We start from the raw sequence: 23,954 nt of genomic DNA, 5'->3' as shown, positions 1-23,954 counted from the left end.
ATCAACTCTCCGCAACTGCGGAGGGTCTCCGCAGGAGGCGCCCGCGAGGCGTGTCGCCCACGACCTCGCCGCGCAGCCAGGTGGCCCGCACGACGCCGGTGAGCTCGCGGCCCGCGTAGGGCGTGACGTGGTGACGGGTCCGTAGCGCCGCCGGGTCGACGGTGAACGTCTCGTCCGTGGCGAAGGCCACGAGGTCGGCGTCGTTGCCGACCGCGATGGCGCCCTTGCCCGGGACGCCCGCCAGCGCCGCCGGCGCGGCCGACATCCACCGCACCACGTCCGCGAGGTCGTGACCGCGGCGGCGCGCCTCGGTCCAGACGGCGGGCAGGCCGAGCTGAAGGGAGGAGATTCCGCCCCAGGCGTTGTCGAACCCGCCGCGCTTGAGTTCGGGCGGGCAGGGCGAGTGGTCCGTCACGACGCAGTCGACCACTCCGGCGGCGAGGCCCTGCCAGAGCCCGTCCCGGTTGGCGGCGTCGCGGATCGGCGGGCAGCACTTGAAGTGGGTGGCTTCCGGCCGGATTTCGGCGGCCGACAGGGTCAGGTAGTGCGGGCAGGTCTCGACGGTGATCCGCACGCCTCGAGCCCGTGCCCGGGCCAGCGGCTCGAGGCAGTCGGCGGCCGACAGGTGCAGGATGTGCGCCCGTACCCCCGTCGTCTCGGCCAGCCGGATCACCTGCTCGACGGCCTTGTGCTCCGCGCTCGGCGGCCGCGCGGCCAAGAAGGCGTCATAACCGCCGTCGGCCGGTGCCGTCAGTGCGCCCGGGTCCTCGGCGTGCACGATGACCAGGCCCTGGAAGGCCCCGATCTCGGTGAACGCCTTCTCCATCTCGTCGTACGACAGCGGAGGGAACTCCGGCACGCCGGAGTCGGCGGTGAAGCACTTGAAGCCGAAGACCCCGCCGTGGTGCAGGGCCCGCAGCTCCCGCGTGTTGCCGGGGACCGCGCCACCCCAGAAGCCGACGTCCACGTAGCACTGGCCGGACGCCGCCTCCTTCTTGGCGGTCAGCGCCGTGGCGGTGGTCACGGGTGGAAGCGAGTTGAGCGGCATGTCCACGATGGTGGTCACTCCGCCGGCCGCGGCGGCGCGGGTCGCCGTGGCGAAGCCCTCCCACTCCGTACGGCCCGGCTCGTTGACGTGGACGTGCGTGTCGACGAGTCCCGGGAGCAGCGCGATGTCGCCGAGGTCCACCCGGGTACCGGCAGGGGGAGCGTCGTCGTGGTCGCCGATCGCGGCGATCCTGCCGTCCCGAACGGCCACGGCCGCGGGCCGCTCTCCTTCGGGCAGCAGCGTGCGGCGCGAGCGCACGACCAGCTCGAAGACGGAGTCCGGGCTCATGGGGACCTCGTTCTCCGGTAGGCGGACCAGTCGCCGTGTTCGGTGATGTCGAACAGTTCGGGGAAGGACGTCGGCGGGCGGCGGAGAACCATGGCCAGGGACGACGTGCCGTCGACCAACTCGATCACGCCCAGTTCCAGCTCGGGCGGCTCGGCCGGCAGCAGACGGTCGCGCAGCACGTCCATCGGCACGTCGTAGACCTCGCCCGCGATGCGGGCCCCGCCGTGCGCGACCGGAAGAAGGGCGGGGAACCGGTCGGCGACCGAGTAGAAGCGGTATCGGGGTGCGGTCGTGGTCGCGGCGGCCAGCGGCGCGCCGTCCAGGAGGTGATGCAGCGGCCCGCCGCGCATCGCCCCGCCGTTGAGGAACATCAGCGGCATATGTGCTCCGGTCGGATCGGCACCTGGGTGAGCGCGCTTCCGGTGGCGTCGCGGACGGCCGCGACGATGGCAGGCGTGGAGGAGAGCGTGGGCGGTTCTCCCGCGCCTCGCAGTCCGTACGGGGCGGCCGGGTCGGGACTCTCGAGGATGTCCAGCCGCATGGGCGGCATGTCGAGGATCGTGGGGATGAGGTAGTCGGTGAAGGACGGGTTCCGGACGAGGCCGTCCTGGACGACGATCTCCTCCATCAGCGCCAGACCGAGGCCCTGCGCGGAGCCGCCATGGATCTGGCCTTCCAGCGAGAGCCGATTCATGATCTTTCCGACGTCCTGGACGGCGGCCAGCTCCACCACCTTGACCAGGCCGAGCTCCACGTCGACGTCGACCACGGCGCGGTGCACGCAGAGCGCGAGCTGGACATGGGTGTCGCCCTGTCCGGTGACGGGGTCCATGGCGACGGTGGGCCGGTGGTGGTATTCGCGGGTCTGCTCGACGACCCGATCACCGAGGACGTCGGCGATCTCGGCCAGCGCACCCGCCGACGCCGACACGACCTTTCCGCCGATGAGCGACAGATCGCCGAGGGCCGTACCGAGGTGTTCCCGGGCCAGCGCGAGGACGACCGCGCGGACCGCCTCGCAGGCCGCCTTCACCGCCCCACCGGTCATGTAGGACTGGCGCGAGGCGGAGGAGGAGCCGGCGTCGCCGATCCGGTCGTCGGCGGGCCGCACGGTCACCCGGTCGACGCCCAGCTCGGTACGGGCGATCTGCTCCTGCAGCGTGACCAGGCCCTGGCCGACCTCGGCGGCGGCGGTGTGCACCACCGCCGTCGCCTCGCCGCCGACGACCTCCAGCCGCACCCGGGCGGTCGAGTAGTCGTCGAAGCCCTCGGAGAAACAGATGTTCTTGATGCCCACGCCGTAGCCGATACCGCGGGCCACGCCCTCGCCGTGGGTGGTCTGCGAGACGCCGCCCGGCAGGTCACGCAGGTCGGTGGTGCCCGACGGCGCGGGCAGTGGCATGGCCTCCAGCCGGGTGAGCATCTCCTTCAGCGGGGCGGGCGAGTCGATGACCTGGCCGGTGGCCAGCTTGGACCCCTGGCCGGCGGCGTTGATCCGGCGGATCTCCACCGGCCCGACGCCGCAGGCCTCGCCCAGCCGGTCCATCATCGACTCATAGGCGAAGCAGGCCTGCACCGCGCCGAAACCCCGCATCGCGCCGCACGGGGGGTTGTTCGTGTAGACGCCGTACGCGTCGATCTCGAGATTGGGGATCTCGTACGGTCCGACGCCGAGGGAGGCCGCGTTCGCCACCACCGCGAGCGTGGAGGAGGTGTAGGCGCCGCCGTCGAGGACGATCTCGGCGGCGACGTAGAGGATCCTGCCGTCGCGGGTCGCGCCGTACTCGTAGCGCATCAGCGCGGGGTGCCGGTGCACGTGGCCGAAGAACGATTCGTAACGGTTGTAGACGATTTTGACTGGCCGGCCGGTGTGCAGCGCCAGCATGCCGGCGTGGATCTGCATCGACAGGTCCTCGCGGCCCCCGAACGCGCCGCCGACGCCGGCCACCGTCATCCGGACCTTCTCGTCGGGCAGACCGAGGCAGGGCGCGATCTGCCGGAGGTCGTTGTGCAGCCACTGGGTGGCGACGAACAGGTCGATCCCGCCGTCCTCACCCGGCACCGCCAGGCCGGACTCCGGCCCGAGGAACGCCTGGTCCTGGATGCCGACGGAGAAGTCACCGGACACGACGACCTCCGCCCGCGCACGGGCGGAGGCCACGTCTCCCACCCGGACCGGCTGGTGGCGGGCGATGCCGCCGCGGTTCTGGACTTTGAGCCGGTCCGGGTCGGCGATGACGGCGCGGGCGTCGGTGATCGGTTCCAGGACCTCCCACTCGATCCTGATCTGCTCCGTCGCGTGCCGGGCCGTCTCGGGGTGGTCGGCGGCGACGACCGCGATCGGCTCGCCCTGGTGGCGGACCTCGCCGATGGCGAGCACGGGCTGGTCGGAGTGCTCCAGCCCGTACATTTTGCGCCCGGGCACGTCCTCGTGTGTGAGGACCGCCTCGACGCCGGGCACCGCGAGCGCGGGGCCGATGTCGATCGATCGGATCCTGGCGCGAGCGTGCGGGCTGCGCAGCGTTACGCCGAACAGCATCCCGTCGATCCACAGGTCGGAGGCGTAGGCGAACTCGCCCGTGACCTTGAGCGTGCCGTCGGGCCGGAGCACGCTCTCGCCCACCCCGCCGCGGCCGGGGGCGACGACGTCCTTCTCCCCGCGTGCCGGAATCGTCGTCACAGGACCTCCTTCGCCAGTTCCATCAGGCGGCGGCCCGCGGCGGCGCCCGCCTCGGCGATCTCTTGCTGCGGCGCGGAGACGAGCACGTCGTCGGCCACCACCGTCCGGCCGCCCACCAGCAGCCTGGCCAGCGGCGGGGACTGGCCGTGGACGAGCGCGACCATCGGGTCGCAGACCGCCGCGTGGAAGCCGTCCACCCGCCAGACGGCGACGTCGGCGAGCTTGCCGACCTCCAGGGAGCCGATCTCGTTCTGCCTGCCGAGGAGCCGGGCGCCGCCGAGAGTGCCGAGTTCCAGGGCCTGCCGGGCGGTCAGCGCGCTCGGGCCGTACCGGGCCCGCTGGAGGTACACGGCCTGCCGGAGCTCGCCGACCATGGGGACCATCTCGGCCGACGCCGCGCCGTCCACTCCCAGGCCGACCGGGACGCCGGCGCCGAGCAGGTCGCGGACACGGGCGATGCCGGCGCCCAGCCGCGCGTTGGAACTGGGGCAGTGTGCCGTACCGGTGCCCGTGTCCGCCATCGTGGCGATGTCGAAGTCGCTCAGGTGGACGGTGTGCGCGAACCACACGTCGTCGCCGAGCCAGCCGACCTGCTCCATGTACTCCACCGGAGTGCGGTTCAGCTGCTCGCGGCAGTACTCCTCCTCGTCGAGGGTCTCGGCGAGGTGGGTGTGCAGCCGTACACCCTTGGCCCGCGCCAGGCCGGCCGACTCGACCAGCAGGTCCTTGCTGACGGAGAACGGAGAGCAGGGGGCCACCGCGATCCGCAGCATGGAGGAGAACGAGTCGTCGTGGTAGGCGTCGATCGCGGCGGCGGTGGCCTCGAGGATGTCGTCGAGACTCTCCACCACCTCGTCCGGCGGCAGTCCGCCGTCCGATCGACCGCGGTCCATCGAGCCCCGGCAGGGATGGAAGCGGACGCCGATGCGCCGGGCGGCGTCGATCTCAGCGGCGAACAGGTCGCCGCGCCCCTTGGGGAAGATGTAATGGTGGTCGGTGGTGGTCGTGGCGCCCGACCTGGCCAGCCAGCCGAGCCCGGCGGCGGCCGCTCCGCTCACCACCTCGGCGTCCATCCGCGCCCAGATCGGATAGAGCGTCACCAGCCAGTCGAACAGCGTGTCGTCCTTGGCCAGACCCTGAGAGGCCCACTGGTAGAGGTGATGGTGGGTGTTGACCAGCCCCGGGGTGACCAAGCAGCCCCGGGCGTCGATCCGCTCCGCCCGGTCCGCGCCGGCGACGATCGGCGCCGGGCCGGCTCCGATCGCGGTGATCCGGTCGCCTTCGATCACCAGATGGCCGTCGGGGATCTCGGCGCCGACGACCGGCGCGAGGTAGGCGCCCTCGATGATGACGGTCATCGGTCGGCGGCCTTCAGCTCGGCCGCACGGCGTACGGCGTCCAGGATCTTCTCGTAGCCCGTACAGCGGCACAGGTTGCCGGCGAGCGCCTCGCGGATCTCCGCGTCGGAAGGGTCGGGCACCCGCGTGATCAGGTCGTCGGCCTGAACGAGCAGGCCCGGGGTGCAGAAGCCGCACTGCACGGCTCCGCACTCCACGAACGCCCGCTGGACGGGCGTGAGCCCGTCGGCCGAGGCCAGGCCCTCCACGGTCCGCACCTCCCGGCCCTGCGCCTGCCCCGCGGCGACGAGGCACGCACAGACCGGAACACCATCGAGGTAGACCGTGCAGGAGCCGCACTCGCCCTGCTCACAGGCGTTCTTGGCGCCGGGCAGGCCCAGGCGCTCGCGGAGCACGAACAGAAGGCTCTCGCCCTCCCACACGTCGTCGGCGACCTGTTCCCGGTCGTTGACGCTGAATCTCACGCGCACTCCAGGGCTCCCTTCCGGTGGTCGTGCCACGCCCAGGTCAGGGTCCGGCGCGCCATGACGCCCAGCGCGTGCCGGCGGTATTCGGCCGTGCCGCGCACGTCGTCGATCGGGTTCGCCGCCGCGCCGACCAACTCGCCGAAGCGCTCGGCGACCGCCTCGTCCAGGTCGCCGTCCCAGTCCGCCTCACCGGCCAGGAACTCCTCCGCCGCGTACGCGCGGAGCGGGGTCGGAGCGGCGGAGCCGACTCCGGTGCCGACGCGCCGCTCGCCCGGGAAGAGCGCGATGGAGAACGAGCAGACCGCGATCACCATCGCGTTGCGGGTGCCGATCTTGGAGAAGTACTGCGGGCCCGCCACCGGCGGCAGCCGGAACGCGCGGATCAGTTCGTCGGGCCGCAGCGCGTTACGCTTGACGCCCAGGTAGAACTCGGTTGCCGGAATCGTCCGGACGCCCCGGGCCGCCGATTCGACCTCGTACACCGCGTCCGCCGCCAGCAGCGGCGGATGCGCGTCGCCGGCCGGAGACGCCGCGCCGAGGTTGCCGCCGACCGTGCCGCGGTTGCGGATCTGCGGCGAACCGACCGTACGGGCGGCCTGCGCGAGACCGGGCAGCCGGTCGGCCAGCTCGGTGATCAGCCGGGCGTACGAAACGCCGGCTCCGACGCGCACGGACCCGTCGCGCAGCGTCTCCCAGGTCGCGAGCTCGCCGACCGGGCCGAGGTCGAGAAGCGCCGCGGGACGGTGCACGCCGAAGTTCAGCTCGACCATCACGTCGGTGCCGCCCTGGATGGGCAGGGCCTCCGGGCGCTCGGCCTTGGCGGCGAGCGCCTCCTCCCAGCTCGTGGGGCGCAGGAAGTCCATGCTCACTCCCAGGCGAATCCGGCGTCGGGTGCGTCGTCGGCGAGGACGGCGCCTTCGATCAGGCCGTACGGGCGGTCGGCCGCGAAGAACACCTCTTGCGGGTTGTCCAGGCCGAAGGGCTCCAGATCGACCGTGAAATGGTGCTTGTTCGGCATCGCGAGGCGGATCTCGCAGATCTCCTCGCGGGCGTTCAGGACCCGGCATCCCATCGCGTACAGCGTCTGCTGAAGCGAGAGGCTGTGGGTCCCGGCGAACGCGTCGAGCATGGCCCGGCGCGCCCGCTCGTACGACGTGCCGAAGGCGTCGTGCTCGGCCCGATGCCGCCACGCGGCGCTGACCTCGGTGGCCAGGACCCGGTCGTGGGTCGGCTGGAGGGTGGTGTACTCGTCCTCGATGAAGCCGTGGAACTCCGAGCCGGTGGAGTTGAGGACGGTCAGTCCCTTCAGCCCGGACACGATCGTGGCCTGGCGCGACGGCCCGTCGTGGTGCACGACGCAGGTGCGGATCTCGCGGCCGGACCGGACGAAGGAGTGCTGCCCCTGGTCCGTCGCCTCCTCCGCCCGGATCCGGTCCCAGAAGTACTCCTCGACCTCGACCCGCGCGTGGTGGACGGTCGGCTGCGAGTCGACGAAGTGCCGCGCCAGTAGCAGCGCGAACTCCTCGATTTCGGTGATGCCGTATTTTCTGGCGAAGGCGAAGATCGTGTTCTTCTGGCTGTCGGTCGGCAGGACCGCCGCGTTGTCGCCGTTCAGGTGGGCCGCGTCCATGTCCCCCGAGAGGGAGACGCTGACGTTGCAGTCCTTGATGTGGTGGACGCCGCCGTCCCTCGTGACCCGAACGACCCGCGTTTCGGCCTTGCCGTACCTGTTCGGACCGAGCAGCACGGCTAGCTCCCCCGGTAGGTGGAGTAGGCGAACGGGCTGAGCAGCAGGGGAATGTGGTGGTGCCGCTCGGGCTCGCTGATCGTGAAGGCGACCGCGACCTCGGGATAGAAGGCGGAGATCCGCTCCGTCTCGAAGATCAGCCGGTGGACGCCCGCGCCGGGGGCGGGCCAGTCCCCGAACCGCCCGTCGGCGTCGGTACGGCCTGCGGCCACCGGCTTCCAGGATCCGTCGGCCGCGCGGCTCTCCAGCCGTACGGGCACGCCCTCGGCGGGCCGTCCGACCGCGGCGTCCAGGACGTGAGTGGACAGGGACATCTCAGCGGGCTCCTTCCGTGACGAGCCTGGCGAGACGAAGATCGACGATCTTGGCCAGCTCGGTGCGGACGACGCGGCGCTCGGTCTCGACGTCGTGGTCCAGTCGGGCCTGCAGCTCGGCGAGCAGCTCGGCGGCGCTCCGCCCGGTGGCGCAGATCAGGAAGACATGGCCGAAACGTTCCTCGTACGCAAGGTTACTCTCGGCCATCGCTCGCCGGATCTCCGCGGCGGCCGCATCCATCCCGGACTGCTCACCGCGGGACCATCGGGCCTCGCGCCCGGCTCCGCCCGGCCGGTCCCCGATCCGGGGATGGGCGGCCAGCGCCTCGAGGACGTCGTCCCAGCCCAGCCCGGCCAGGGCGCGGGCCGAGGCGGCCCGCAGGGCGGCCAGATCGCCGTGGTGCCCCGCCGCGACCGCGCGGGCCCATCGGCGGGAGGCGCAGCAGGCCAGCAGCTCCGCTTCGGACGGCGCTCGCGTAGACTCATCCGGCCTCCCTTGATCGGACCGTGCCACCACCGCGCCTCCTCACCCGTTCGCCCATTTCCGGCAAGTACACATAGGCCGGATGGGGTAGGTCGAGACGCAGGACCTCCGAACAGTGACCGCCGGCCTCTGCGGTGTTCCGTAGGTTCCTCCAAACTCGGCCGTTCCGCCGCGACACCGCCCGGTGTCCACTGACCGGAGACGATCGACGAAGGGAGCCTTCATGCGGCTGCGGAGTCTCCTGGCCATCCCCGATCTGCGGCTGGAACTCGTCACCGGACACGGTGAGCTCGACCGGACGATCCGCTGGGTGGTCACCACCGACCTGAAGGACCCCGGCCGCTACCTGAGCGGCGGTGAGCTGGTCCTGTCCGGCCTCGTGTGGCGGGTCCGTCCCAGCGACACCGAGATCTTCGTGCGGGCCCTCACCAAGGCCCGGGTCTCCGCGCTGGCGGCCGGGGACGCCCAGTTCCACACCATTCCCGCCGACCTGATCGATACCTGCCGCCGTCGCGGCCTGCCGCTGTTCCGGGTGCCGGAGGACGTCGCCTTCGCCAGCGTGACCGAGCAGGTCATGCGACGTCTGTCCACCGCCCGCGCCGCCGACCTGACCGCCGTGCTCGGCCGTCACCGCCGCCTGGTCGAGGGCGTCACCGAGGGCTCCGGCCTCGGTCCTCTTCTCGATCTCATCGGCCGTGACCTGGGCATGCGCTGCTGGGTGCTGGCACCTCCCGGCCGACTGGTCGCCGGCTCCCACGACCTGCCCGACGCCTTTTCACCCGCCGATCTGGTCCGCGCCTTCCTCACCGCCCCTCGCCTGCCGGTCCCGCTCCCGGGCCGGGATCTCTCGATCCTTCCCGTCGCCGGGGACACCACGTCACGCGTCGCCGATTGGCTCCTCGTCTGCGAGGGTGACTGGACCGAGTGGTCCGCCGAACGCCAGGCCCTGATCTCCGAGCTGACCGCGATCGTGGCCATCGAGCGGGCCCGCTCGGACGATCGCCTGAGCGCCGGGAGCCGTCTGGCCCAGGAACTCGTACGTCTCGTCGTGGCCGATGCCGCCACCACCGAGATCCTTCCCCGCCTGGAACTGGCCGGGCTCGACCCCGCCGCCGTCATCGCCGTGGCCGCGAGCGCCGAGCGCGCACCGCGCCCGGACGAGCTCTGCCGCCTGCTCCGCGAGATCCTTCCCATCGGGTCCGCCGTGGGACTCGTCGATGACGAGGCGGTCGCGCTCGTCCCGGCCGCCGGGCCCGACCTCGCCGGAGAGATCCGGCAGGCGCTCCTGGTCCTGGCCCCCGGGCTCACCGACGGCGGCCTGGCGGTGGGTGTTTCCAAGGCCACCACCGCAGAGGGACTGCGCGGCGCCGTCAAGGAGGCTCGCCACGCCCGCTCGCTGGCTGCGGACGGCACCGACCCGGTCCGGGTCGTCGGCCCCGGCGAACTCGCCACCCACGCCCTGCTGCTGGCGAATGTTCCCGACGACGCGCGGACCATGTTCAGGGATCGCGTGCTCGGACCGCTGCGCGCCTACGACGAGGCGCACCGCACCGACCTGATCCGCACGCTGGAGGTCTTCCTTCAGGTCTCCGGCTCCTGGACCAGATGCGCCGACCAGATGCACCTCCACGTCAACTCGGTGCGGTACCGCATCCAGCGCATCGAGGAACTCACCGGCCGTGACCTCGCCTGTCTCGAAGACCGTGTCGACCTTTTCCTGGCCCTCCGCCTCCGCTGAACGGAAGCAGGCCGCGGTCGTGGATGTGCTCAGTTGAGGAGCGGGTCATCGGGTGGGGGAGGCGGGTCCAGAGCCTCGAGCATCTCCCCGTCGCCGAGGGCCTGGCCTGCCAGCGCGACCTCGGGGAACGTCTGGCCGGTGGGCAGCTGCGTCACAGGGCCGATCCCGAGGCGGGCGGCCGGGTCGATCAGCGTCTGATCCGGCCCGACCGCCGATACGTTCATGCGCCGGAGTGCGGCCCACATCGTCACCTGGTTGGCGGAGAGCACCGGACGTTGCAACTCGGCCTCCAGGTGCGGGATCACGTCGTAGGTGGGGAGATTCGTGCAGCTGATGAACAGCGCGTCGGCGGCGCCGACCATCGCCTGGCGAGCCATCTCCGTGACGTCGCGATACGGGACCTTCCATATCTCCCGGGTCAGGCCGAGGTAAGCCCGCCCGGTCACCGCGACGCCTGCCTCGCCGAGAAAGTCCTCCAGTGAGTCGGTCACCGATTTGGTGTACGGGGTGACGATCGCGATATTGCGCGCACCGATCTCCGCCAGCGCTTCGAGGAGCGCGCCCGAGGTGGTCACCGCGGGTAGCTCCGCGGCCTCGCTCATCGCCGCGGACATCGCCCGTTCGCCCGCCGTCCCGCCGACGAAGCTGCCGGAGGTGCACGCGTAGGCGACCACCTCGGGCCGCACCGCGTGGAGCGCGCGGACGGCCTCACGCAGCGTCTCGTGCTCGCTGACGATCCGCGCCATGTCGAGGCTGACCTCGACCGGGACGAACGGCGTGCGCGTCAGATACAGCGACGTGTCGTCCGGTACCCATCGCCACAGCTCGCGGTCGAGCGCGAAGTCGAACGGCGCGACGATGCCGATGCCGCGCTGCGGGATCGGACCGCCGAGAAAGGTGAGCTGCAAGAGGACCCCCTTAGGGGCGAAGGGTGCAGGGCGAGATCAAATGTTGCTGACTGTCGACAATCTTCTACCGTCAGGGCGCACGGCAAGGCGTACGGCCGGAAGTGGTCGAAGCGAGAAACACGAGGCCAGCAGGGTGAGCCGCCGGTAAGAGCTCGGGTGTCACGGGATCAGTCTGCGATGCGGCCCGTCGTCGCACCAGCAAGATTTTCCAAGGTCTGGCATTAGCATCCCTACATGTTCGAGGTGCGTCGGCTCAGGCTGCTTTGGGAGTTGGCCGCGCACGGGACGATCGCAGCGGTGGCCGAGGCCTGCGCGCTGTCTCCGTCGGCCGTGTCGCAGCAGTTGTCGTTGCTGGAGCGGGAGGTGCGCACCCCGCTCCTCATCCGGGATGGCAGACGCCTGGTACTGACCGAGGCGGCCCGCATACTCGTCGCGCATACCGAGCGCGTCCTGGCCGAGCTGGAACAGGCGCGCGCGGAGGTGGCGGCGCTCGACCACAACGTGCGGGGGACGGTGGGGTTGGTCGCCTTCCCGAGCGCGGCGGGCGTGCTCGCCGCGCCGGCCATCGCCGAGTGCCAGACGACCTATCCGGATCTGCGCGTCCTGCTCGGCGAAGAGGAACCCGAGCAGAGCGTGGCGGGCCTCCGGGCCCGCCGAATCGACGTCGCACTGGTGTACGAGTACAACGTCCTGCCACGGCTGCATGACGCCGGTATCGAGCTGCAGCCACTACTGCACGAGCCCCTGCTGCTTGCCCTGCCGCCGAGACGCGCCACCCAGATGGGGGACGGTGGTTCCGGCAGCCTCGAAGGGCTCAGCCAGGAGCGCTGGATCGCGCCGGGCAGCGACAGCGCGCTGCGGGCCGTGCTGGTGCGGGCCTGTAACGCCGCGGGGTTCGATCCTCAGCTGGACTACATCAGTGACGACTACCGGGTGATCATGGCGCTCGTGCAGGCCGGAGTCGGGGTGTCACTGATCCCTCGTCTCGCGGCGGAACAGCTGGCCGCCGAGGTGCGTCTGCAGCCGGTCACCGACCTGCGTCTGAGCCGCACCGTGTCGGTGGCCGTGCGGTCGGGTAGCGGCGGCGACCCGGCGATCGCAGCGCTCGTCCGCGCGCTGCGTCGCGTGGCCGGGTGCGAGTGAGCGCCCATCGGCGCGCGCGTCCGTTGCGTGGGCGCATTGGTGGGAGATTCCGCTCGGTAACCGCTGTGCTACTTGCCAAATGATCGTCAAGCTGTTCTCATATCCGGATCGTGTCGACATTCGATTGTCGACAAGAGGGCAGTCGGCTGCGGCGGGGCTCCGGCTGCTGCTTGTCCGGCCTGTCGTAAATCAACGACATCGGATGTGGGCAGCTGACGTTTCTGGACAGACAGGCGGAAGGGATCACCGCGATGGAGCCCCACCAGAAGCCCGACAGCCCTGCTGCATCACACAGCGCAGCCTCCGCACACTCGGGCGTCGAGGATCCCGAGCAGACGCCCAGAGCGTCCCCCGTAGTCGACAAGAAGCTGCTGCGCCGCGTCGTCGCCGCTTCCGCGATGGGCAACGCCATCGAGTGGTTCGACTACGGCATCTACGGCTACCTGGCCAGCTACGTGGGGAAGGCATTCTTTCCGGCGCATGACTCCACGACCCGTCTGCTGTCGACCTTCGGCGTTCTGGCGATCTCATTCGCGATCCGCCCGTTCGGCGGGATGTTCTTCGGGCCGCTCGGCGACCGGCTCGGGCGGCAGCGCGTGCTCGTGCTGACGCTCACCCTGATGTCGCTGTCCACCTTCGTGATCGGCGTCCTGCCCACCTACGCCGTGATCGGCGTCTGGTCTCCCATCCTGCTGATCCTGGCGCGGCTGCTCCAGGGATTCTCCACCGGCGGTGAGTACGGCGGTGCCGCCACCTTCATGGCGGAGTACGCGCCGGACGACAAGCGCGGCTTCTACGGAAGCTTCCTGGAGTTCGGCACCCTCATCGGCCTGAGCGTCGGCGCGTCGATGGCCACGCTGATGTCGACGCTCTTCAGCGACGCGACCGTCTCCTCCTGGGCCTGGCGGGTGCCGTTCCTGATCGCGCTGCCGCTGGGCGGGATCGGCCTTTACCTGCGGACACGGCTGGAGGACACCCCGATCTTCGAGGAACTGGCCGCCCGCGGCGAGACCTCGAGGGCGCCCTTCCGGGAGACCCTCAGGTACTGGCGGCCGATCCTCATCCTGATGGGCTTCGTGCTGCTGCTGAACGTCACCGACTACGGCATCCTCACCTACATGCCGACCTACCTGAAGGACGTGCTGGGTCTCAGCGAGGTGGCCGGCGACGCGATCCCGCTGGCCGTGATGGTCGGCATGATGGTGGTGATCGCGCCGATCGGGGCGCTCTCCGACCGGATCGGGCGCAAGCCGATCATTCTCACCTCGTGCATCGGCTCGATCCTGCTGTCGGTGCCGCTGGTGGCGCTGATGGGCGTCAAGAACATGGCCGCGACCGTGGCCGGCCTCATGCTGCTGGCGTTGCTCCTGGTCCTGCTGCTGGCCTCCATCGCCTCCACCCTGCCGGCGCTCTTCCCGACGCACGTCCGGTACGGTGCCTTCGCGATCGGTTACAACCTCAGCACCTCGCTGTTCGGCGGAACGACTCCGCTGGTCGTCACCGCACTGATCACCGCCATGCACAACGACCTGGTGCCCGGCTTCTACATGTCGCTCGCCGCCCTCATCGCTCTCGTTCCGCTCCTGCTTATGCCGGAGACGGCCGGGCATTCACTCCGCGGACGCCGTGACCCGGCCGCGACCGAGGCGGCCTCGGGCATCTTCGAGGATGGACGCGGCGTGGTGCCGAACCCGACCGTGGGACTGGCCGGATCCGAAGCCGCCGGCGGCTGACGACGAGACCGTCCCACCAAGCCGAATCGCCGAACGATCGGAGGATCGACAGTGGATCGCTACATCGAGATCACGCTTGAGAAGCGCGGCGTGAGCTGCGTCGCGAAGCTGCTGGACGACAGGGCCCCGCGTACCTGCGAGGCGGTCTGGAACGCCCTGCCCCTGGGCAAGGACGTCTTCCACGGCAAGTACGCCCGCAACGAGATCTACACGCTGGTGCCGGCGTTCGCCGAGGTCGAGCCGGGCACCGAGAACCCAACGATCACCCCGATTCCCGGCGACGTCGCCTACTTCTCCTTCGCCAACTGGCAGCTGAACACCAGCTCGCACGGCTATTCGCAGGGAGGCCGTCCGCAGGAGCACGAGAGCATCGTCGACCTCGCGTTGTTCTACGAGCGCAACAATCTGCTGCTCAACCCGGACACCGGCTTCGTACCCGGCAACATCTTCGCCACCATCACCGAAGGCCTGGACCGGATCGCCGAGGCGGCGCAGGATCTGTGGCTGTCCGGTGTGATCGGGGAGTCCCTGACCTTCAAGCGCGCCTGACCGGTTCCCTCCGGAAGTGGGGCCGGGTGAACGCCCGGCCCCGCCCCTTTCCGCCCTGCTCGATCAGCCGTGCGGCCGGACCGGGCCCGCGGATACGACGCCATCGCTCACCAGCGCCTCGAAGAGAGTGTGGGAGGCGCGCAGCACCAGCGCGTCCTGGTGCCGGGCGGCGACCAGTTGCACACCTACCGGAAGTCCCTCCGCGGTCGTTCCACAGGGCACGCTGGCCGCGGGCTGCTGGGTGAGGTTGAAGGGGTAGGTGAACGGTGTCCAACCGGTCCAGCGCTCGAGACCGCTGCCCTCAGGGACCTCCCGGCCGGCTTCGAAGGCGGGTATCGGCAGGGTCGGGGTCACCAAAAGGTCATGGCGTTCGTGGAACGCGCCCATCCGCCGGCCCAGCGCCATGCGCTCGTCCACCGCGCCGAGGTAGTCGAGGGCGCTCATGGCCGCTCCCTGCCGGCATACCTCCCGCAGCGCGGGGTCGAGCCGCTCCGACTGCTCGGCCGTCAGGTGCTCGACCACCTTGGCCGCGCCGGAGAACCACAGGGTGTGGTAGGCCTGCACCGGATCGGCGAATCCGGGGTCCACCTCCTCGACGTGCGCACCCGACTCGGCGAGAAGCGCGACCGCCCGTCGCACCCGGGCGGCCACCTGCGGATCCACCGGCGTGCCCACCAGGGTCGGGCTGTAGGCGACGCGCAGGCCGCGCACCCCGTCGGCCCCAGGGGCGATCTCGGACCGGAAGCTGCCCGTGTACGGTGCGAGAGCCGACCAGTCGCGGCTGTCGGCGCCACAGATCACGTCCATCATGAGGGCCGCGTCCGCCACGGTACGGGTCATCGGCCCGGCGTGGGCCAGCGTGCCGAACGGGCTCGCCGGGTAGAGCGGGATCCTGCCGTAAGTGGGCTTGAGGCCGAAGATGCCGCAGAACGCGGCGGGGATGCGCACCGAGCCGCCGCCGTCGGTGCCCACCGACAGCGGGGCCAGGCCCAGCGCGACGGCCGCCGCACTGCCCCCGCTGGATCCTCCGGAGGTGCGCGAGGGATCCCACGGATTACGCGTCACTCCGGTCAGTGGGTTGTCGGTGACTCCCTTCCAGCCGAATTCCGGAGTCGTCGTCTTGCCGACGAAGACCGCGCCGTGCTCGCGCAGCCGGGCCACGCTCGGCGCGTCCTCGTCCCAGTCGCGGTCGGGGTCCACGCTCAGCGAGCCGCGCAGCGTCGGCCGGCCCTTGGTGAGGAACAGGTCCTTGATGGAGACCGGAACACCGTCGAGCAGTCCCTGTGGTTCACCTCGGCGCCAGCGCTCCTGCGCTTCCCGCGCCTGCGCGCGCGCCGTGTCACCGTCGACCAGGCAGAAGGCGTTCACCAGGGGATCGAGCCGTTCGATGCGGTCGAGCACGGCATCGACCACCTCGACGGGGGACAGGCTCCGGTTCGCGTACGCCGTGACCAGCTCTGTCGCGGTGTACGCACAGAGTTCGTCGGCGCCGGTGCCCTCCGTTGCGGTTCTGCCGTCGTCGAGCTCGGTCATCAGATGCCCTCCTCGATCTTCGGGGTGTCCGCCGTGGCCACGGGCACGTATCCCAGCTTCTTGTCCACGATGTTGTGCAGGGGCCGACCGGTCACCCAGCGCTCGAAGTTGCTCAGGAAGACCTCGGCGAGATCTTCCAGCCAGCCGTGCGTGTCAGCCGACATGTGCGGGGAGACGAGCAGCCCGGGGGTCTGCCACAGCGGGCTGTCGCCGGGCAGCGGCTCCTCCCGGAACACGTCCAGGGCCGCCCCTCCCAGCCGGCCCTCGCGCAGCGCCGCCACCAGGTCGTCCTCGACGACCAGCGGGCCGCGGCCGACGTTGATGAAGCGTGCGCCCCGCTTCATCCGGCCGAACGCCGCGGCGTCGAACATGTCGGTCGTCTCGTCGGTCAGCGGCGCGGCACTGACCACCCAGTCCGCCTCCGGAAGCAGCCGGGGCAACTCGGCGAAGCCATGGACGCGGCCGAAGTCCGGATCGGCCTCACGGGCGGTGCGTGCCACGAGTGCCGTTCGCAGGCCGAGCGCGGACAGCAGGTGAGCCGTGGCGCGCCCGATGGGGCCGCCGCCCACCACCACGGCACAGGTGCCGGCCACCCGTTCCGTCTCCCGATGCCGCCAGACGCGCGAGCGTTGCAGGTCGTACGTGCCGGCCAGATCCTTGGCCATGGCCAGTACGAGGCCGGCCACGTACTCGGCGATCGGCCGCTCGAAGACCCCACGGGAATTGGTGATCGTGGCGTCCGAGTCGATCAGCGCGGGGAACATCAGGCGATCCACACCGGCGCTGGCGGTGTGCACCCACCGTGGTCCGCCGTGGTCCGGCCAGGCCTCGGGCAGAGCATCGGTCAGGAAGTCCCACACCAAGAGGACGTCGGCCTCCGCCAGTGCCTCCCGCAGGCCCTTCTGCGTGACCTGCCGTAGCCGGGCCGCCTGACCTATACGTTCCAGGAGCGGTGGTCTGTCGTCCCCGAGAACCACGACGACAGGGGGTCCGGTCTCGCTCATCAGGCGCCCTTCAGATCGCTGCGACGTGCTGGGGTCCCGAATGCCCGGGCAGGGAGCCTTCCGGGCATCCGAAAACGCCGCCTCGTCATGGTGTTGACACGCTAGGTACCCGTTCCTACTGTTGTCAACAATCTACATATTGATGCCGAGGTGGTTCGGCACGCGCCACTCTCCTCGGCCACGGCCCGACTTATTGCCGAATGTCAACAGGCTGCAAGGCGACTTAGACTGTCCCCTGCTTCGAAAGGGCGCTGACGCATGACTGACCGGACCGCGACGGTGGGATTCCTTTACCCGGGATATTCCGCGGAGGACGACTACCCGCTGCTGGAGAGCAAGGTCGCGGGCGGGGTCCGGCTTCCCCTCGTTCATACGGACATCGGGGAGGACGCCCACCGTGTGGACGCTCTGCTGGAGATGGGGGCGATCCACCGGTTGGCCGACCGGGTGGGACGGCTCAAGGAACACGATGTCGACGCGGTGGTGTGGGCCTGCACCAGCGCCAGTTTCATCTACGGATGGGACGGCGCACGGCGGCAGATCGAGGAGCTCTCGCGGGTGAGCGGCCTGCCGGCGTCCAGCACCTCTTTCGCCTTCGCTCACGCGGTGCGGGCACTGGGCGTGCGCCGCCTCGCGGTGGGCGCCACCTATCCCGAGGACGTCGCGGCCTATTTCGTCCGCTTCCTCGAGGCCTCGGGTGCCGAAGTCATCCAGGTCTCCGGCCGGGGCATCATCACCGCGGCGGAGGTGGGCACGCTCGGGCGCGAGCAGGTGCTCGAGTTGGCGCGTTCGAACGATCACCCCGACGCCGATGCCGTGCTTCTTCCCGATACCGCGCTGCACACCGCCGCATGGCTCGACGAGCTGGAAGAGGCCGTTGGCAAGCCGGTCTTGACGGCGAATCAGGTCAGCGTGTGGGAGGGCCTTCGGTTGGCGGGCGACACCCGGCCGCGGGATGGGCTCGGCTCCCTTTTTCGAAGCACCCACATCACCGCTCCTGTGGGAACTGAGGAGCGGCCTTGACGAAGGAACGAACGCACCATGGCGGAATCGAGAACGCTGCGGCCGCTCAAACGAGAACCGGCGGTGACCATCATCGCTTCTCGGCTGACCGACGCGATCATGGACGGCACGCTTCCACCGGGCGTTCAGCTCGGTGAGGCGGAGCTGGCCGCGCAGCTCGGCGTCAGCCGCGGCCCGTTGCGCGAGGCCATGCAACGCCTCGTGCAACAGGGCATCGCCCGTAGTGTGCCTCACCGTGGTGTGTTCGTCATGACCCTGAACGAAGACGATGTACGCGACATCTACCTCGCCCGGACGGCCATCGAGTCCGCCGCCTGCCGTCTGGTGCTGCAGCAGAATCCGCAACGTACCGCCGACCGTCTGGCCAAGGTGCACCGCGCCATGGCCACCGCTGCTCGCAAGGGAGACCCGGCCGCCCTCAGCGCGGCCGACATGGAGCTGCACCAGGTGCTCGTCGAGGAGTCGGGCAGCGTCCGGCTGAAGCGGATGGCGGAGACCTTGTTCGTCGAGACCCGGATGTGCATGACCGCGCTGGCGGGGGAATACCCGATGCCGGTGGAGCTGGTCGAGGAGCACGCCGCGATCATCGAGGCCCTGCGCGCGGGCGACGAGGCGCGGCTGTACGCCCTGCTGGACGAGCACATGCAGGACGCCGTCCGTCGCCTGACCGGTCACGGCCAGATCACCGATCCGTCCGGACCGATCGCGGCGGCCGACCGGACGGCCTGACGGGGGCCTTGGGTCAGGCCGCCATCGACGGCGATGCTCCCACCCGAGTCTCAATCGACGGCCCACCCTGTGCCGTGGGCTGGTTCACCGGGCGAGGGCGGCGGTGAGGAGGCGAGGGGCGTCGGCGAGGACCATGCCGGCGGCACCGAGGACCTCGGCGTGGTCGCCGAGTTGCCCGCTGGTGATCTGGACGGCTTCGGCGGCCGGGGCGAGCGCGTAGCGGCGGATGGCACGGGTGATCGGCTCGATGAGCCGTTCGCCGGCACGGGCGAGGTCGCCGCCGACCACGATGAGCTCCGGATTGAGCATGGTGACGAGGTTGGCGAGGACGCGGCCGATCTCTTCGGCCGCGTCCTGCAGCGCGTGAACGGCGCCCCGGTCGCCGGCCTTGATGAGGGGGAGCAGGTCGGAGACGGCGACCGGGTACCCCCAGCTGTTCTCCAGGAGACGGGCGATGGCGACCGGGCTGGCGACGGTCTCCAGGCAGCCGCGGTTGCCGCAGCGGCAGACGCGCCCGTCCGGGGCTGACCGGATGTGGCCGATCTCGCCGGCGAGCCCGCCGGAGCCGTGCAGCGGCTGGCCGCCGGAGATGATTCCGGCGCCGATCCCGGCGGACAGCCGGATGTAGATCATGTCCTCGACGTTGCGGCCGGCGCCGTATCTGCGTTCTGCCAGGGCACCCGCGTTGGCGTCGTTGGCCAGTTGCGTGGGCAGGCCGGTGCGCCGCTGAAGCTCGGCGCCGGGCTGCACGCCGACCCAGCCGGGCATGATGCCGTGGGCTTCCAGGACGCCGCTGGGGACGCGGACGGGAGCGGCGATGTCGACGCCGAGGCCGAGCACGCGCTCTTGGTCGATGTTCCGTTCCCGCAGTGCTCGCTGGATCAGGTCGGCGGTCAGGTCGAGTGTTTCGCCGGGGGCGCGGTCGACGTCGGTGACCACGGCGTCGTTCCAGATGGGGGCGCCGTTCAGGTCGCACAGCGCCACCCGGACGTGCTGGTGGCCGATATCGGCGCCGATGGCGTACGCCGCGGGCGCGCGCAGGGTCAGGGACTGCGCGGGGCGGCCGGTGGGCCGTGTCTGGCCGTCCGGTTCGCTCTCCTCGGCCAGATCGGCCGCGAGCAGGTCCGCGACGAGCGAGGAGACGGTGGCCCGGGACAGGCCGGTGATCTGGACGAGTTCGGAGCGGCTCGTGCTGTCGGTGTCGAACAAGGCCTGCAGCACCCGGAGCCGGCCCACCTCCCGCAGGTTCAGTGGGGTGTCGATCGCTGACTCCTCGTCTCGGATTTCGTTCGGATTCAACCTAATGGAGCCGTCCTCAGCCGGACCTTGCGCTGACTTGTGCTTAATGTCATCGTAACTATGCCCATGTCAGATAACCATCCCGCAATGTACGCCTAAACCTGGCATCGCAGGGCGGTCTTGTACGTACGGGGGATTCGATCTGGTCCGGTCGGGGGCTCGACCCGCGAAGGGAGGACGCAGCGCCGTCGGCAGCGGCGCGTGTTTCACCTCCGTCAACTTCATGATCAGGGAGCCTCCTGATGGCACGACGCCCCTCCCCGCGGCGGCGCTCCTTCCTCGCCGCACTGTGCTCGTTCGCCTGCGCGCTCGGTCTGGCCGGTGTCTCGGCCTCGCCGGCGCACGCGGACACGACGCCGATCTACCTGGACCCCCACTACTCCTTCGAGGAACGCGCCGCGGACCTGGTGTCGCGGATGACGCTGGACGAGAAGGCCGCCCAGCTGCACACCAACGACGCACCAGCCATCCCGCGGCTGGGGGTGCAGCGGTACACCTACTGGAACGAGGGCCAGCACGGGGTGAACACGCTGGGCGCCGACACCGACCACGGCTCGGCCTCGGGTGGGGTGCACGCCACGTCCTTTCCGACCAACTTCGCCTCCTCGATGTCGTGGGACCCGCGGCTGATCTACGCCGAGACGACGGCGATCTCCGACGAGGCACGCGGCTTCTTGGACAAGTCGCTGTGGGGCGTCGGGCAGAACAACCTCGGGCCGGACAAGAACGACTACGGCTCGCTGACGTACTGGGCGCCGACGGTCAACCTGGATCGGGACCCGCGGTGGGGCCGGACCGATGAGGCGTTCGGGGAGGACCCCTACTTCGCCGGGCAGCTGGCCGGCGCGTTCGTCAACGGCTACCAAGGTCAGAGCCAGAGCGGTAAGTCCACGACCGGCTATCTGAAGGTCGCCGCGACGGCCAAGCACTACGCGCTGAACAACACCGAGAACAACCGCACCGGGATCAGCTCCGACACCGACGACCGGACGCTGCGGGAGTACTACACCGCCCAGTTCCGTGACCTGATCGAGAAGGACCATGTTTCGGGGCTGATGAGCTCCTACAACGCCATCAACGGCACCCCGGCGGTCGCGAACACCTACACCGTGAACCAGCTCGCCCAGCGGACGTACGGGTTCAACGGCTACATCACCTCCGACTGCGGCGCCGTCGGCACGACCTGGCGGCTGCCGTACGGCGGCCACGACTGGGCGCCGCCGGGCTGGACCACGGACCACAAGGACAACCCGACCTGGACGAATACCGCGACCGGGACCACGCTGTCCGGTCAGGCGGGCGGGCAGGCGTACGCGCTGCGCGCCGGGACCAATGTCAACTGCACCGGTGACGAGGCCACCGCGCAGAACATCCGCGACGCGATCGACGCCGGCGCGCTGAGCGAGGGTGTCGTGGACACCGCGCTGGTGCACTTGTTCACCGTCCGGATGCGGACCGGGGAGTTCGACTCGCCGGACCGGGTCAAGTACACCAGGATCACCAAGGATGTCATTCAGAGCCCCGAGCACCAGGCCCTGGCCGCCAAGGTCGCCGACAACTCGCTCGTCCTGCTCAAGAACGATGACGTACCGAGCACGAAGAACCCCCTCCTGCCGCTGAACGCCTCGAAGCTGGACAAGGTCGTGATCCTCGGCGACCAGGCGAACACGGTGAACCTGGGCAACTACTCGGGCGAGCCGACGCTGCAGGTCAGCGCGGTCAAGGGCATCACCGACGCGGTCAAGGCCGCCAACCCGGGCGCCTCGATCGTCTTCGACGACGCCAAGACCTCGACCACGGCCACCACCCCGGCGGTGCTCGGCGACCAGACCAAGGCCGACATCAAGAGCGCCGATCTGGTCATCGTGTTCGTGGGCACCGACCACGGAGTGGCCGATGAGGGCAAGGACCGGACCACGCTCGCGATCCCGGGCAACTACCACTCACTGATCGACCAGGCCACCGCGCTGGGCAACGGCAAGATGGCGCTGGTGATGCAGGCGGGCGGCCCGGTCAAGATCGACGATGTCGCCGCGAAGTTCCCCGCGATCGTCTTCAGCGGGTTCAACGGCGAGAGTCAGGGCACGGCGCTGGCCGATGTGCTGACGGGCAGGCAGAACCCGAGCGGGCACCTGAACTTCACCTGGTACAAGGACGACTCCCAGCTGCCGGCCATGTCCAACTACAACATCACGCCGGCGGGCACCGGCGGGATCGGCCGTACCTACCGGTACTTCACCGGTACCCCCACCTACCCCTTCGGCTACGGCAAGAGCTACACCGGCTTCGCCTACTCCCACATCCGGGCGAACACCGGCTCGGTGAACGCGAACGGCAAGGTCACCGTCCGGTTCGACGTAAAGAACACCGGCCACGTCGCCGGCGCCACGGTCGCTCAGCTGTACGCCGCGACCCCGTTCAGCGTCCCGGGCGTCGAGATGCCCAGGAAGCGGCTGGTGGGCTTCAAGAAGACCGCGGTGCTGCGGCCCGGTGCCACCGAGCACGTCTCCCTCACGGTCAACGTCGCCGACCTGTCGGTGTGGGACGCCAAGGCGATGCGTTCGTTCGTACCGGATGGCACCTATCGGTTCCAGGTCGGGGCCGACTCGGCCGACATCGCCGCCTCCTCGTCGGTGCAGGTCACCGGGCGGATCACCCCGAAGGTCCAGTACGTCACCGTCCAGCCCGAGGCGGTCCAGTACAAGGTCGGCGACACCCTCGACCTGACCGGCAAGAACCAGTGGATCAAGGACGACACCGACCACTCGAAGGAGCAGCGCAACCTGGCCGTGACCGCCGACAACATCGTCGAGGCCGTCAACAACGACCAGTCCTTCGTCGACCTGACCCACGCGAACGTCCACTACGGCAGCAGCGACCCGCACGTGGCCACGGTCGATCACGCCGGACACGTCAAGGTGGTCGGTTCCGGCGTCACGACCCTCACCGCGAAGGTGGGCGGCGTCACCGGCTCGGCCGTCATCAGCGCCAAGTACCCCTTCTCGGTCACCGCGCCCTCGACCGTCGAACCGGGCGGCTCCATCACCGCCACGACCGCGTTCACCAACTCCGGCCCGAACGCGCTGAGCGACGTGACGGTGGCGCTGTCCACGCCGAACGGCTGGACCGCGGAGGCCACCTCGCCCGCCACGTTCGCGCAGGTCGCGGCCGGTCAGACGGTCAAGACCACCTGGACGGTCAAGGTCCCGGCCGACGCGGCGCGCAACGGCTACGACCTGCAGGCCAAGGTCACCTACACCGCCCAGGGCGGCCAGGGCAGCGGCGCCGCGGCCACCAACGTCGGAATCCCCTACGCGTCGCTGGCCGCCGCCTACAACAACATCGGGATCACCGATGACGGTAACCCGTCGGCGGGCACCCTCGACGGCGGCGAGTTCAGCCTGTCGGCCCAGGCCCTCGCGGGCGTGGGCATCACGCCGGGCGGCAAGGTCGACCACGGCGGGTTCACCTTCACCTGGCCGGACGTCCCGGCGGGCAAGGCGGACAACGTCCTCTCCAGCGGGCAGGCGTTCGACTACTCCGGATCGGGCGCGAACCTCGCCTTCCTGGGGACGGCCAACAACGGCACCGCCTCGGGCAGCGGAGTGATCACCTACACCGACGGCACCACCCAGCCGTTCTCGATCAGCTTCCCCGACTGGTGGTCCAGCGGCGGAGACACGGTCGCCACCCTTCCCTACATCAACAGCAAGAACAGCGGGCGAAGGGACCAGACCGTCCACCTCTACATGGCCACCGTCAAGCTGCAGGCCGGCAAGAAGGTCCAGTTCGTGACCCTCCCCAACGTCAGCCAGGGCGGAAGCGGCGCCAACGCGCTGCACGTCTTCGCCCTCGCCACCGACGGATAGCGGCCAGGGGCCGGGCGGTCGGCACCACCCCCCGACCGCC

At 70.2% G+C, this 23,954-nt stretch carries 20 protein-coding genes; 7 read left to right on the top strand and 13 right to left on the bottom strand.

Features of this window, described 5'->3' with window-relative positions:
• Window position 1: 1 nt before the first annotated feature.
• From allB to uraD, 9 genes are read right to left on the bottom strand one after another with little or no spacing between them, the layout of a single operon-like run.
• Complete coding sequence (gene allB / locus AB0I04_RS33825) at window positions 2-1,336, bottom strand: allantoinase AllB (protein ID WP_360893820.1); 1,335 nt, start codon at window positions 1,334-1,336, stop codon at window positions 2-4.
• Window positions 1,333-1,716 (bottom strand): gamma-glutamylcyclotransferase, encoded by a 384-nt coding sequence (locus AB0I04_RS33820; RefSeq protein ID WP_360893817.1) that lies wholly within the window; start codon window positions 1,714-1,716, stop codon window positions 1,333-1,335. Before AB0I04_RS33820 ends, allB begins: the two co-directional genes overlap by 4 nt.
• The gene (locus AB0I04_RS33815) at window positions 1,707-4,016 is read right to left on the bottom strand and encodes a molybdopterin cofactor-binding domain-containing protein (protein WP_360893814.1); all 2,310 of its coding nucleotides are present in this window, start codon (window positions 4,014-4,016) and stop codon (window positions 1,707-1,709) included. The genes AB0I04_RS33820 and AB0I04_RS33815 overlap by 10 nt, the downstream gene beginning before the upstream one ends.
• Window positions 4,013-5,374, bottom strand: coding sequence for an 8-oxoguanine deaminase (locus AB0I04_RS33810; protein WP_360893811.1), 1,362 nt, complete (start codon window positions 5,372-5,374; stop codon window positions 4,013-4,015). Before AB0I04_RS33810 ends, AB0I04_RS33815 begins: the two co-directional genes overlap by 4 nt.
• Entirely contained in the window at window positions 5,371-5,844 is a 474-nt protein-coding gene (locus tag AB0I04_RS33805; RefSeq protein WP_360893808.1) for a (2Fe-2S)-binding protein, read from the bottom strand. The genes AB0I04_RS33810 and AB0I04_RS33805 overlap by 4 nt, the downstream gene beginning before the upstream one ends.
• The gene (locus AB0I04_RS33800) at window positions 5,835-6,704 is read right to left on the bottom strand and encodes a xanthine dehydrogenase family protein subunit M (protein WP_360893806.1); all 870 of its coding nucleotides are present in this window, start codon (window positions 6,702-6,704) and stop codon (window positions 5,835-5,837) included. Before AB0I04_RS33800 ends, AB0I04_RS33805 begins: the two co-directional genes overlap by 10 nt.
• Window positions 6,705-6,706: 2 nt before the next feature.
• Entirely contained in the window at window positions 6,707-7,588 is an 882-nt protein-coding gene (gene pucL / locus AB0I04_RS33795; RefSeq protein WP_360893803.1) for a factor-independent urate hydroxylase, read from the bottom strand.
• Window positions 7,589-7,590: 2 nt separating this feature from the next.
• Window positions 7,591-7,902, bottom strand: coding sequence for a hydroxyisourate hydrolase (gene uraH / locus AB0I04_RS33790; protein WP_360893800.1), 312 nt, complete (start codon window positions 7,900-7,902; stop codon window positions 7,591-7,593).
• Between the two features lies 1 nt (window position 7,903).
• Window positions 7,904-8,416 (bottom strand): 2-oxo-4-hydroxy-4-carboxy-5-ureidoimidazoline decarboxylase, encoded by a 513-nt coding sequence (gene uraD, locus AB0I04_RS33785; protein WP_360893797.1) that lies wholly within the window; start codon window positions 8,414-8,416, stop codon window positions 7,904-7,906.
• A 193-nt stretch (window positions 8,417-8,609) separates the two neighbouring features.
• On the opposite strand from uraD, the gene AB0I04_RS33780 reads away from it, so the two are divergent.
• Window positions 8,610-10,124, top strand: coding sequence for a PucR family transcriptional regulator ligand-binding domain-containing protein (locus AB0I04_RS33780; protein WP_360893794.1), 1,515 nt, complete (start codon window positions 8,610-8,612; stop codon window positions 10,122-10,124).
• A gap of 29 nt (window positions 10,125-10,153) precedes the next feature.
• On the opposite strand, the gene AB0I04_RS33775 is transcribed toward AB0I04_RS33780, so the two are convergent.
• On the bottom strand, window positions 10,154-11,032 hold the full coding sequence (locus AB0I04_RS33775) for an aspartate/glutamate racemase family protein (RefSeq protein ID WP_360893791.1): 879 nt from the start codon (window positions 11,030-11,032) through the stop codon (window positions 10,154-10,156).
• A gap of 234 nt (window positions 11,033-11,266) precedes the next feature.
• Here AB0I04_RS33775 and AB0I04_RS33770 point away from each other — a divergent pair, with 234 nt between their 5' ends.
• The 3 genes from AB0I04_RS33770 (at window position 11,267) to AB0I04_RS33760 (ending at window position 14,457) form a co-directional block, all read left to right on the top strand.
• The gene (locus AB0I04_RS33770; protein ID WP_360893788.1) at window positions 11,267-12,175 is read left to right on the top strand and encodes a LysR family transcriptional regulator; all 909 of its coding nucleotides are present in this window, start codon (window positions 11,267-11,269) and stop codon (window positions 12,173-12,175) included.
• A gap of 251 nt (window positions 12,176-12,426) precedes the next feature.
• Window positions 12,427-13,908 carry an MFS transporter gene (locus AB0I04_RS33765; RefSeq protein WP_360893785.1) on the top strand — a complete coding sequence of 494 codons (1,482 nt, stop codon included), beginning with the start codon at window positions 12,427-12,429 and terminating at the stop codon, window positions 13,906-13,908.
• 51 nt (window positions 13,909-13,959) lie between these two features.
• Window positions 13,960-14,457, top strand: a complete 498-nt coding sequence (locus tag AB0I04_RS33760) for a DUF3830 family protein (protein WP_360893782.1) — start codon at window positions 13,960-13,962, stop codon at window positions 14,455-14,457.
• 63 nt (window positions 14,458-14,520) lie between these two features.
• Here AB0I04_RS33760 and AB0I04_RS33755 read toward each other — a convergent pair whose 3' ends face one another.
• Together AB0I04_RS33755 and AB0I04_RS33750 are read right to left on the bottom strand one after the other, a co-directional pair.
• Window positions 14,521-15,990 (bottom strand): amidase, encoded by a 1,470-nt coding sequence (locus AB0I04_RS33755; RefSeq protein ID WP_360893779.1) that lies wholly within the window; start codon window positions 15,988-15,990, stop codon window positions 14,521-14,523.
• Window positions 15,990-16,994 carry a D-2-hydroxyacid dehydrogenase gene (locus tag AB0I04_RS33750; RefSeq protein WP_360893776.1) on the bottom strand — a complete coding sequence of 335 codons (1,005 nt, stop codon included), beginning with the start codon at window positions 16,992-16,994 and terminating at the stop codon, window positions 15,990-15,992. Before AB0I04_RS33750 ends, AB0I04_RS33755 begins: the two co-directional genes overlap by 1 nt.
• Before the next feature lie 258 nt (window positions 16,995-17,252).
• Between AB0I04_RS33750 and AB0I04_RS33745 the strand changes: the two genes are divergently transcribed.
• Together AB0I04_RS33745 and AB0I04_RS33740 are read left to right on the top strand one after the other, a co-directional pair.
• Window positions 17,253-18,017, top strand: a complete 765-nt coding sequence (locus AB0I04_RS33745) for a maleate cis-trans isomerase (RefSeq protein WP_360893774.1) — start codon at window positions 17,253-17,255, stop codon at window positions 18,015-18,017.
• Between the two features lie 18 nt (window positions 18,018-18,035).
• Window positions 18,036-18,746, top strand: coding sequence for a GntR family transcriptional regulator (locus AB0I04_RS33740; RefSeq protein ID WP_360893771.1), 711 nt, complete (start codon window positions 18,036-18,038; stop codon window positions 18,744-18,746).
• 84 nt (window positions 18,747-18,830) lie between these two features.
• Here AB0I04_RS33740 and AB0I04_RS33735 read toward each other — a convergent pair whose 3' ends face one another.
• Window positions 18,831-20,045, bottom strand: coding sequence for an ROK family transcriptional regulator (locus tag AB0I04_RS33735; RefSeq protein WP_360893769.1), 1,215 nt, complete (start codon window positions 20,043-20,045; stop codon window positions 18,831-18,833).
• Between the two features lie 242 nt (window positions 20,046-20,287).
• On the opposite strand from AB0I04_RS33735, the gene AB0I04_RS33730 reads away from it, so the two are divergent.
• Window positions 20,288-23,914, top strand: a complete 3,627-nt coding sequence (locus tag AB0I04_RS33730; RefSeq protein WP_360893766.1) for a glycoside hydrolase family 3 C-terminal domain-containing protein — start codon at window positions 20,288-20,290, stop codon at window positions 23,912-23,914.
• Window positions 23,915-23,954 lie beyond the last annotated feature (40 nt).

Origin of the sequence: Actinoallomurus sp. NPDC050550 (assembly GCF_040655075.1) — a bacterium.
Classification (GTDB): Bacteria; Actinomycetota; Actinomycetes; order Streptosporangiales; family Streptosporangiaceae; genus Actinoallomurus.
The sequence above is the reverse complement of the archived record's forward strand: the minus strand, read 5'-3'. Positions and strand labels throughout refer to the sequence as shown.